This window comes from Streptomyces sp. DvalAA-14, from assembly GCF_900091855.1.
In the GTDB taxonomy this organism is placed as follows: domain Bacteria; phylum Actinomycetota; class Actinomycetes; order Streptomycetales; family Streptomycetaceae; genus Actinacidiphila.
The window spans coordinates 1-9,882 of the sequence record NZ_FMCH01000069.1 but is presented as its reverse complement, the minus strand read 5'-3'; the positions used below and the strand labels follow the sequence as shown (position 1 = coordinate 9,882).

General features: G+C 73.8%; 8 protein-coding genes and 2 pseudogenes. 3 read left to right on the top strand and 7 right to left on the bottom strand.

What is annotated here, in order from left to right:
* Positions 1 to 488: transglycosylase family protein (locus tag GA0115240_RS03555; RefSeq protein ID WP_093735178.1), on the bottom strand; the 488-nt coding region annotated here is incomplete at its 3' end.
* 444 nt (positions 489 to 932) lie between these two features.
* Between GA0115240_RS03555 and GA0115240_RS03550 the strand changes: the two genes are divergently transcribed.
* Both GA0115240_RS03550 and GA0115240_RS03545 read left to right on the top strand, forming a co-directional pair.
* On the top strand, positions 933 to 1,733 hold the full coding sequence (locus GA0115240_RS03550) for a hypothetical protein (RefSeq protein ID WP_161301988.1): 801 nt from the start codon (positions 933 to 935) through the stop codon (positions 1,731 to 1,733).
* Positions 1,734 to 2,005: 272 nt separating this feature from the next.
* Positions 2,006 to 2,245, top strand: a complete 240-nt coding sequence (locus tag GA0115240_RS03545; RefSeq protein ID WP_202450991.1) for a hypothetical protein — start codon at positions 2,006 to 2,008, stop codon at positions 2,243 to 2,245.
* A gap of 110 nt (positions 2,246 to 2,355) precedes the next feature.
* Here GA0115240_RS03545 and der read toward each other — a convergent pair whose 3' ends face one another.
* From der to GA0115240_RS03520, 4 genes are all read right to left on the bottom strand, one after another.
* Positions 2,356 to 3,813, bottom strand: a complete 1,458-nt coding sequence (gene der, locus GA0115240_RS03540) for a ribosome biogenesis GTPase Der (protein ID WP_093735175.1) — start codon at positions 3,811 to 3,813, stop codon at positions 2,356 to 2,358.
* Between the two features lie 88 nt (positions 3,814 to 3,901).
* Positions 3,902 to 4,486, bottom strand: a complete 585-nt coding sequence (locus GA0115240_RS03535) for a lysophospholipid acyltransferase family protein (protein WP_093735180.1) — start codon at positions 4,484 to 4,486, stop codon at positions 3,902 to 3,904.
* Between the two features lie 71 nt (positions 4,487 to 4,557).
* Positions 4,558 to 5,253, bottom strand: a complete 696-nt coding sequence (cmk, locus tag GA0115240_RS03530) for a (d)CMP kinase (protein WP_093735174.1) — start codon at positions 5,251 to 5,253, stop codon at positions 4,558 to 4,560.
* A gap of 285 nt (positions 5,254 to 5,538) precedes the next feature.
* Entirely contained in the window at positions 5,539 to 6,624 is a 1,086-nt protein-coding gene (locus GA0115240_RS03520; RefSeq protein ID WP_093735173.1) for a prephenate dehydrogenase, read from the bottom strand.
* Between the two features lie 245 nt (positions 6,625 to 6,869).
* Between GA0115240_RS03520 and GA0115240_RS03515 the strand changes: the two are divergent.
* Positions 6,870 to 7,574, top strand: a pseudogene (locus GA0115240_RS03515) (DNA polymerase beta superfamily protein); the annotation flags it as partial.
* A 7-nt stretch (positions 7,575 to 7,581) separates the two neighbouring features.
* Here the strand turns inward: GA0115240_RS03515 and GA0115240_RS03510 are convergent.
* Positions 7,582 to 8,593, bottom strand: a pseudogene (locus GA0115240_RS03510) (ADP-ribosylglycohydrolase family protein); the annotation flags it as partial.
* 237 nt (positions 8,594 to 8,830) lie between these two features.
* Positions 8,831 to 9,882, bottom strand: a 1,052-nt coding sequence (locus GA0115240_RS03505) for a pseudouridine synthase (RefSeq protein ID WP_107407086.1), incomplete at its 5' end; no start/stop codon positions are given.

Genomic DNA, 9,882 nt, shown 5'->3' with positions numbered 1-9,882 from the left:
GCGGCGGGCCTGATCTTCGCTCTGCGCACCGGTGGCACCGGCCGCGCCGGCCGCACGGACCGGGCACGGCCGGCCGGCTCCGCCGACCGGGCCGGACTGCCGCCGGTCGCCGCCGGCTGGTCGGCGGCGGGCGCCGAACCGTACGCGCCGGCCTTGCGGGAGCACACCGGCCAGGCGCCCCAGCCGCTCGCGTGCTGCACCTTTGTCGCTATGGCGATCTGCTGACCGCGGCTGGCCCGGTCGGCGGTCGACGCGTACGCCCCGCCGCCGTAGGCCCGCCAGGTGGAGGCGGAGAACTGCAGCCCGCCGTAGTAGCCGTTGCCGGTGTTGATGTGCCAGTCGCCGCCGCTCTCGCACCGGGCGATACGGTCCCACACGGAGCTGTCCGCCGCCGAGGACTCACCCGCGCCGGCCAGCACGGCCAGCGGAGCGAGGGCGGCCACGCCCGTGAGCAGCGCGGTATGCCGGTACTTGCAGCTGAAGACCATGGATTTCCTCTCCACGGACCCGGGGTTCCCCGTTCTTGCGCCGAGAACGGGCGCCGCCTCCCTCATGAGGCGGCGCCCGTCCGAACCCGGGCGGTGCACTCTGCACACGGCGGGCGAATCTAGGCAGTGCCCGCGCAGCCGGGCAAACAATTCCTTTTCCCCGCAGGCCAGTTGACAGTTACCACTGGTAACAAGCGGCAGAACAGCGATTCTTGGCCGCCGTGTATCGTCGTATGTACGGATACTCCGGACGCTGACCGTGAGTCACCTCACAGCGCCAATTCACCTCGTCCATACGTTCGTTCGACATTCCGTGAGGGAATGCCGGGAAATTTCACCGACCGCGACGAATGACGGAATGAGATACGCCACAAACCGTGACTCCTGCCACAGACCATCCGTTGTCACTCAGTGACCGCAGCACCGCACTTCAAGGAGACTCCCGTGGCGCCCATGCTCGACGTGAGTGACGAGGTACGAGCCGAGATCGGCGAGGAGGAGACCCAGCGACTCCTCACCGGTGAGAACGCGCCGGGCACCTACGACTGCACCTCCTGCCGCACCCCCGGCGACACCGGCCAGGAGCCGACCAGCACCGTGCTCTTCGTCGGCGACGAGACGGCGGTGCTGGCCTTCGCCCACGCGGCGTGCATCCCCTCCCAGGTGGTGCCGGTCGCCGAGTCGCAGTTGCAGGGCGCGGTGCGCAGCCTCTCGGTCGGCGACGGCGAGCAGCCCGCCGTCCCCGCGCCCGCGGCGCCCGAGCCCGGCCCCCGGCAGGCGGTGCTGGGCATCACCTGCGGGCTCATCATCGTCGAGGACCAGCTGCGCCCCGCGCTGGTGGTCGAACCGACCGGACCGGTGGCCCGGGTGGGCGCGGACGGCGGGGGCGACGACTTCCTGCCGCTGCTGATCGAGCAGGGCTTCGTACCGCAGCTGGATCTGGACGCGCGGCCGTCGGCGCTGCCCGGCTGGTCGGTGCTGCTGGCCATGGGCAAGCTGCACGCGGTGCTGCAGCCCGGCACGGGGGGCGGTCCGGCCACCGCCTGGTGGCAGGCGCACCAGCCGCTCCAGGTCAGCGACGGCTGGCGGGCGGCCGTCAGCCGGAGCAACGAGGTGTATGTGTACGCCGGGCCGGCCGGCTCGATCGGCCGCCAGCCACGTGAGGACCTGATGCGCGACGCGCTGGCCCGGGCCTGTTCGCGCGGTCAGCTGGTGGCGGCCACGATGCCGCTGTCCGGCACCTGACCGGCACCTGAGCGGGGATCTGACCGGGGACCTGACAAGGCACCCGACCGGGGGGACCAGGCGGCCTACCGGCCCGGCTGCCCGGGTGAAGCACTGCGGGGCGCGCATCGGCATACCGTGCGCGCCCCTCGGCATGCCGTCACCCCTTTGGCGCCGTCAAAGATCGGTAATTCAACCGTGCGGCCCGCATCCCGCCGCGTCCCGGCCTCGTTGGCTGATACGTGCACACCTTTGACGCCTCCCGGGCCCCCTACCAGCGTTACATCCCGTCCATGCGCATCGCGCAGGACTCCGCGGGAGGCAGCGGCACACCGATTTACGACGCGCTGTACTCCGAATACCGCAGGCTCTTCCGCACCCTGCCGGGTGATCGCACCGGTGAGGAAGGGCTGGACTTCGACGGGGTCGCCGCCTGGCGCACCCAGTACCAGCCGTTCGCGCCCGGCGGCCGCCACCGCGGCAACGGCCCGGCGGCGCTGCCCCCGGGCCGCGGCGACAACCGGCCGGGCTGAGCCCGCCGCAGCGGGCCCACGGGGGCCGACGGAGCCGACGGGGCGGGGGAGGCGGCGGATGCCGGCCGGGGGACGGCAGACCCGGCCCGTGGCCGCTGAACCCGGCGCCGCTACTTCTTACGGCCGCGCTTCTCGCGCACCCGCACCGACACCTGGATCGGCGTACCGGCGAAGCCGAACTCCTCGCGCAGCCGGCGCTCCACGAAACGCCGGTAGCCCGCCTCCAGGAAGCCCGAGGCGAACAGCACGAACCGCGGCGGCCGGGTGCCGGCCTGCGTGCCGAACAGGATGCGGGGCTGCTTGCCGCCGCGGATCGGGTGCGGGTGCCCGGCCACCAGCTCGCCCAGGAAGGCGTTGAGCCGCCCGGTGGGCACCCGGGTCTCCCAGCCGGCCAGCGCGGCCTCGATGGCCGGTACCAGCTTCTCCATGTGCCGGCCGGTGCGCGCCGAGACATTGACCCGCGGCGCCCACTGCACCTGGACCAGATCGCGCTCGATCTCCCGCTCCAGGTAGTAGCGGCGCTCCTCGTCGAGCAGGTCCCACTTGTTGTAGGCGATGACCACCGCCCGGCCCGCCTCGACGGCCATGGTGATGATGCGGGTGTCCTGCTCGGCCAGCATCTCGCTGCCGTCCACCAGGATGACCGCGACCTCTGCCTTCTCCAGTGCCGCCGCGGTCCGCAGCGAGGCGTAGTAGTCGGCGCCCTCGGCCAGGTGCACCCGGCGGCGGATGCCGGCGGTGTCGATGAACTTCCAGGTGATGCCGCCGAGTTCGATCAGCTCGTCCACCGGGTCCCGGGTGGTGCCGGCCACCTCGTTCACCACCACCCGGTCGGCGCCGGCCACCCGGTTCAGCAGGGACGACTTGCCGACATTGGGGCGGCCGATCAGCGCGACCCGGCGCGGGCCGCCGACCACGTCGCCGAAGGTCATCGCGGGCGCCTCGGGCAGCGCCTCCAAGATGGCGTCCAGCAGGTCGCCGGTGCCGCGGCCGTGCAGCGAGGAGATGGGGCGGGGTTCGCCGAGTCCGAGGTTCCACAGCGCGGCGGCGTCCGCCTCGCCGGCGGGGCCGTCGACCTTGTTGGCGGCGAGCACCACCGGCTTGCCGGCCCGGCGCAGCAGCTTGACCACGGCCTCGTCGGTGTCGGTGGCGCCGACGGTGGCGTCCACCACGAAGACCACCGCGTCGGCGGCCTCGATCGCGAACTCGGCCTGCGCGGCCACCGAGGCGTCGATGCCGAGCACGTCCTGCTCCCAGCCACCGGTGTCCACGATCTTGAAGCGGCGGCCGTTCCAGTTCGCCTCGTAGGACACCCGGTCGCGGGTGACGCCGGGACGGTCCTCGACGACCGCCTCGCGGCGGCCGATGATGCGGTTCACCAGCGTCGACTTGCCGACGTTCGGCCGGCCGACGACGGCCAGCACCGGCAGCGGGCCGTGGCCCATCTCGGCGAGGTCGCCGGCCACCTCGTCCAGGTCGAGGCCCTCTTCGGCGGCGAGCTCCATGAACTCGGCGTATTCGGCGTCGCCGAGCGCGCCGATGTCGCCGTGCTGGTCGTGCTGGTCCATGAGGTCTCTCCGTCGGTCGACAGTGGTGGCTGCCGTAATCGGTGTGGCGGCAACCGGGCCGGTCCGCGGTGTGCGGCGGCCGGTGGGTTCAGCGGCCGGTGGCCTGCCGGGCCCCGGCCAGGTGTGCGGTCAGCCGCTCCTGGATGCGCACGGTGGCGGCGTCCAGCGCGCTGCGGGTACGGCGCCCGCTGCCGTCGCCCGCTTCGAAGGGATCCCCGAAGACGACGTCGATCCGGGCGCCCAGCGGTGGCAGCGCGGCGACCATCCGGCCCTTGCGGGCGCTGCCGAGCACGGCCACCGGCACGACGGGCGCGCCGGAGCGCAGCGCGAAGTAGGCCAGGCCCGCCCGCAGCTGGGCGAAGTCGCCCTCGCCGCGGGTGCCCTCGGGGAATATGCCGAGCACGCCGCCGCGCGCCAGCACGCCGAGCGCGTTGGCGATGGCGGTGCGGTCGACGCTCTCCCGGTCGATCTCGATCTGGCCGATGGCGCGCAGGAAGGGGTCGAGCGGCCCGACGAACGCCTGCTTCTTCACCAGGAAGTGGATCGGTCGCGGGGTGGTGCCGATGAGCATCGGTCCGTCGACGTTGTGGCTGTGGTTGCCGGCCAGGATGACCGGGCCCCGCGCGGGCACCCGCCAGGCGCCGAGCACCCGGGGGCGCCACAGGCCGTTCATCAGGCCGATGCCGATGCCGCGTGCCACCGCAGCGCCGCGCGGGCCGGGCGGTGGAGCGGCGAGCTGCGATGTCACCGGGGCGCCCGCTTCTCCTCGACCAGTGCCACGACGCGCTCGATGACCTGCTCCAGGGTGAGTGTCGTGGTGTCGACCTCGATGGCGTCGTCGGCCTTGGCCAGCGGCGAGGTCGTGCGGCCGGAGTCGGCGGCGTCCCGGCGGATCAGCGCCGCGCGGGTGTCGGCGACGCTCTGCGCGCCCTTCAGCTCCCCGCTGCGGCGGGCGGCCCGGGCTTCGGCCGACGCGGTGAGGAAGATCTTGACGGTGGCGGCGGGCAGCACGGTGGTGCCGATGTCGCGGCCCTCCACGACGATGCCGCCGGGAGCGGCGGCGGTCGTGCTGCGCTGGTAGGCCACCATTCTGGCCCGCACCTCGGGCACCGCGCTGACCGCGCTGACCGCCGCGGTGACCTCCGCGGAGCGGATCGGGCCGCTGGCGTCCAGGCCGTCGACGCTGATGGCCGGGGTGCCGGGGTCGGTGCCGGAGACGATCACCGGCTTGTCGACGGAGTCGGCGACGGCGGCCGGGTCGTTCACATCGACGCCGTTGCTGAGCATCCACCAGGTGATGGCCCGGTACTGGGCACCGGTGTCCAGGTAGCTCAGCCCGAGTTCGGCGGCGACCGCCCTGGAGGTGCTGGACTTGCCCGTGCCGGAGGGGCCGTCGATGGCGACGATCACCGGGTTCACCGGACTTACCGGATTTTCCACAGGGCTGGACCTTCCTCGTGCACGCGATCGGGGGGCGGGACGGCCCGGCGCGGGCCGGATGCCATCCCTCAAGGTTACCGGCCGTCCGGGGGACCCGATGCCACGGGCTTTTCCCGCCGCCCCCGGAAGCCCCGGGGTGCCCGGGGTGCCCGGGGTGCCCGGGGTGCCCGGGGTGCCCGGGGTGCCCGGGGTGCCCGGGGTGCCCGGGGTGCCCGGGGTGCCCGGGGTGCCCGGGCAAGCCTCGCTCCCCCGCAGGTGTCGGGCTGACCCCGGGAGGTGTCCGGGCTACGTCCGCAGCGCCCAGCCGCGCTCCCGCAGGGCCAGGCCGAGCCGGGGCGCCGAGCGGGGCTCGACCATGAGCTGGACCAGCCCGGCCTGCTGGCCGGTCGAGTGCTCGATCCGGACGTCCTCGATGTTGACGCCGGCCGCGCCCGCGTCGGCGAACAGGCGGGCGAGTTCGCCGGGCTGGTCGCCGATGAGGACGGCGACCACCTCGTACGCCTTGGCGGCCGTGCCGTGCTTGCCGGGGACCTTGGCGCGGCCGGACCTGCCGCGGCGCAGGAGGTCCTCGATGCCGGCCGCTCCGCCGCGCCGCTTGTCGTCGTCGGCGCTCTGCAGGGCACGCAGCGCGGTGACGGTCTCGGCGAGGTCGGTGGCCAGTTCGGCGAGCACGTCGGCGACCGGGCCGGGGTTGGCGGCCAGGATGTCCATCCACATGCCGGGTTCCGACCCGGCGATCCGGGTGACGTCGAGGATGCCCTGCCCGCACAGCCGCACGGCGGCCTCCTCGGCCTGCTCCAGCCGGGCCGCGACCATGCTGGAGACCAGTTGCGGGGTGTGCGAGACGAGGGCCACCGCGCGGTCGTGCGCGTCGGCGTCCATCACGACCGGGACGGCCCGGCACAGTGCGACCAGCTCCAGCGCCAGATTGAGCACCTCGGTGTCGGTGGCCGGGGTCGGGGTGAGCACCCAGGGGCGGCCCTCGAAGAGGTCGGCGGTGGCGGCCAGCGGCCCGGAGCGCTCCCGGCCGGCCATCGGGTGGGTGCCGATGTAGCGGCTGAGGTCGCAGCCGAGGGCTTCCAGGTCGCGGCGCGGACCGCCCTTGACGCTGGCGACATCCAGGTAGCCGCGGCCCAGACCTCGGCGGACGGCGTCGGCGAGGGTGGGGGCGACGTGGGCCGGCGGCACCGCGACGATCACCAGGTCGACCGGCTCCGCAGGGATGCCCGCGGTGCCCGCGCCGAGCGAGGAGGCGGTGCGCACCGTGGAGTCGTCGTGGTCGGCCAGGTGCACACCGATGCCGCGGGCGCTGAGCGCCAGGGCGGCGGAGGTTCCCAACAGCCCGGTTCCGATGACGAGCGCGGTCCTCACCTTGGCGGTCCTCACTGAGCGGGGCGCACCGGAACGGGCTGGCCGGTGTCTCCCGCCAAGAGTAATGACGCTCGCCGGCCCGGTGGGCGACGGCCCGCAGGGCGAGACGGCGGCCCGGCGGTCCCGTGCACCTCATCAGCCCGACGGGACACGTTTCTTCCCGCCAGCCCCGATACCCTCCCGCTCACCAGAGGAAGCATCGATTCTCCGGCGCCCGGTCGCACGGTGTGGCGATAATCGCCTCCATGCACGACGCGCCGGGCTCGCTGGGCCATGCCCTTGTCAGGGATCACACGGTCTATTCCTGTGTCCTGGGTCCCCGCGCCTTCGGACTCGCGAAGCATTCCGGCGACACCGACCGGCGCGGGGTGTTCGTGGCGCCCACCGCGCTGTTCTGGCGGTTCGAGAAGCCGCCGGCGCGGGTCGCCGGGCCGCTGGACCAGCAGGTGTCCTGGGAGCTGGAGCGGTTCTGCGCGCTGGCACTGCGGGGCAGCCCGGGTCTGCTGGAGTGCCTGTACTCACCGCTGGTCGAGTACGCGGACGCGACCGGACGCGAACTGCTGGACCTGCGCGAGGCGTTCTTGTCCCGGCGGGTGGCCGCGAGCTTCCGCGGCCACGCGGCCCGGCAACTGGGCCGGGTGGAGGCCGATCTGCGCGACAGCGGCGAGTGGCGCTGGAAATCCGCGATGCACCTGCTGCGGGTGCTGATCAGCGGGCGGGACCTGCTGCGCAGCGGCCGGCTCGGCGTGGAGGTCGGCGAGCACCGGGAGCGGCTGCTCGCCGTGAAGCGGGGCGAGCTCGGCTGGGAGGAGGTCCGCGCCTGGATCCGCACCCTGCACGAGGAGATGGACGCGGCGGTCGTCCGCAGCCCGCTCCCGCAGGAACCGGACCGCGCCCGGGTGGAGGACTTCCTGCTCCGGGTCCGCCACGCCTCGGCCTCCAGCCCCCCGCCCGCCCGGCGTCCCAGAGCCCGCCCAGCGCGCGTAGCTCCTCGCCGTACTCGATCCCGTCGGCCCAGTGCGCGGGCCAGGCGTCCGCGCCGAGGTGGGCGCCGGCGAAGGCGCCGGTCAGGCAGGCGATGGAGTCGGAGTCACCGGAGCTGTACGCGGCCCGCCGCAGCGCGGTGAGCGGCTCCTCCGGAAAGAGCAGGAAGCACAGCAGCCCGGTGGCGAGGGCCTCCTCCGCGACCCAGCCGGCCCCGGTGACCAGGCAGGGATCCGCCTCCTCGTCCCCGCTCCCCCAGCGCCCGCTCCAGCCGGTCGAGCGCCTGCGCGCACTCGTCCCAGCCGCGTTCGACGAAGTGGGTGGGCGTCGGGTCCTGGGAGTACGTCCACAGGTCGCCGAGCCAGTGGTCGAGGTAACGGGAGCGGCTCGCGGCGACGTACTCCCGCAGCAGCGGGAGCATCTCGCCGGGCCGGGCGCCCTCGGCGAGCACCCGCACCGCGTACGCGGTCAGGTCCGAGGCGGCGAGCGCGGTCGGGTGGCCGTGGGTGAGTGCGGCCTGGAGCTGGGCCACGCCGGACCGGGAGGGCTCGTCGAGGCCGGGGACGAGGGCGGCGGGGGCGACCCGCATATTGGCCCCGCAGCCCTTCGATCCGAGCTGGCTCGCCTGCTGCCAGACGCGTTCCGGCCGGCTCAGCAGCTCGCACGCGGTCAGGCACGTCCGTCCGGGCGCCCGGTTGTTCTCCGGGGAGCGCCACCACTCCACGTACTCCTCGCGCAGCGGCCGGAGCAGCCGGAGCGGGGTCAGCCGGCCGCGTCCCGCGGCGGTGCGCAGCGCGCGTCCGAAGGCCAGCGTCATCTGGGTGTCGTCAGTCACAAAGGCCGGCCGGGGCAGGGCCATCCCCCGCCACGGTCCGCACTTCGCCTCGATCATGGCGAGCGTGTTGAACTCGGTGGGGAAACCCAGCGCGTCCCCGAGCGCCAGCCCGATCATCGCCCCGGTGGCCGGGCGCCGGCCGGCGTTCATCCGGCGACCGGCCGGAGCCGGCAGGTGGTGTCGTTTCCGGGGCAGCGGGAAGCCCCCGCGGCGGAGCGGAGATCGGCTCGGATGGTGGTCATACGGTCATCCAAGCCGGTCGGCGGCTCCGGGCGCGAGGGCTTTGCGCGGGAGGGCTCCCAGGAGGGCTGCGAGGCGGGCCTCCAGGAGGGCTTCCAGCGGAACGATCCGGTCGTTCGTGCTGAACGGCGTTCGGTGGGGCGGGGGTTACAGATCGACCTCGCGCATCAGCATGCCCACCTCGGTGTTGGTCAGCCGGCGCAGCCAGCCGGACTTCTGGTCACCCAGCGGGATCGGGCCGAAGCTGGTGCGGACGAGCTTGTCGACCGGGAAGCCGGCCTCGGAGAGCATCCGCCGCACGATGTGCTTGCGGCCCTCGTGCAGGGTGACCTCGACCAGGTAGTTCTTGCCGGTGTTCTGCACCACGCGGAAGTGGTCGGCGCGCGCCCAGCCGTCCTCCAGCTCGATGCCGGTCTTGAGCTGCTTGCCCAGGTCGCGGGGCAGCGGGCCCTGGATGGCGGCCAGATAGGTCTTCTGCACGCCGTACCGCGGGTGGGTGAGGCGGTGCGCCAGCTCGCCGTGGTTGGTGAGCAGGATCAGGCCCTCGGTCTCGGTGTCCAGCCGCCCGACGTGGAAGAGCCGGGTCTCGCGGTTGGTGACGTAGTCGCCGAGGCACTGCCGGCCGTCGGGGTCCTCCATGGTGGAGACGACCCCGGCGGGCTTGTTCAGCGCGAAGAACAGATAGGTCTGGGTGGCGACGGTCAGCCCGTCGACCTTGACCTCGTCCTTGTCCGTGTCGACCCGCAGGCCCTGCTCGGTGACGATCTTGCCGTTCACCTCGACGCGACGCTGCTCGATCAGCTCCTCGCAGGCCCGGCGGGAGCCCATGCCGGCCCTGGCCAGTACCTTCTGCAGCCGCTCGCCCTCCTGCTCGGCGCCGGGGAAGGTCTTGGGGAGGTTCAGCTTCGGCTTGCTGTGCCGCTCGCGGTTGCGCTCCTCGATCTGCGCGTCCAGCTCGCGCGGACGGGCCGGCAGGCTCCGGCCGCCGCGCTTGCCGCGGTTGCCGGGCTGGCCCTCGGCCTTGGTGCGGGGCATGCCGCCGGGGCGGTTCGCCCCGGACTGGCCGGTCGTGCCGACGTCGTAGCGGCGCTCCTCCGGGCGCGGCCTGCTCGGGCGCTCCTGGCCCTGGCCCTGACCCTGGCCTTGGGCCTGGCCGGGTCCCTGGCTCGGGCCGCGGCCCTGGCTCGTGGCCGCCGCCG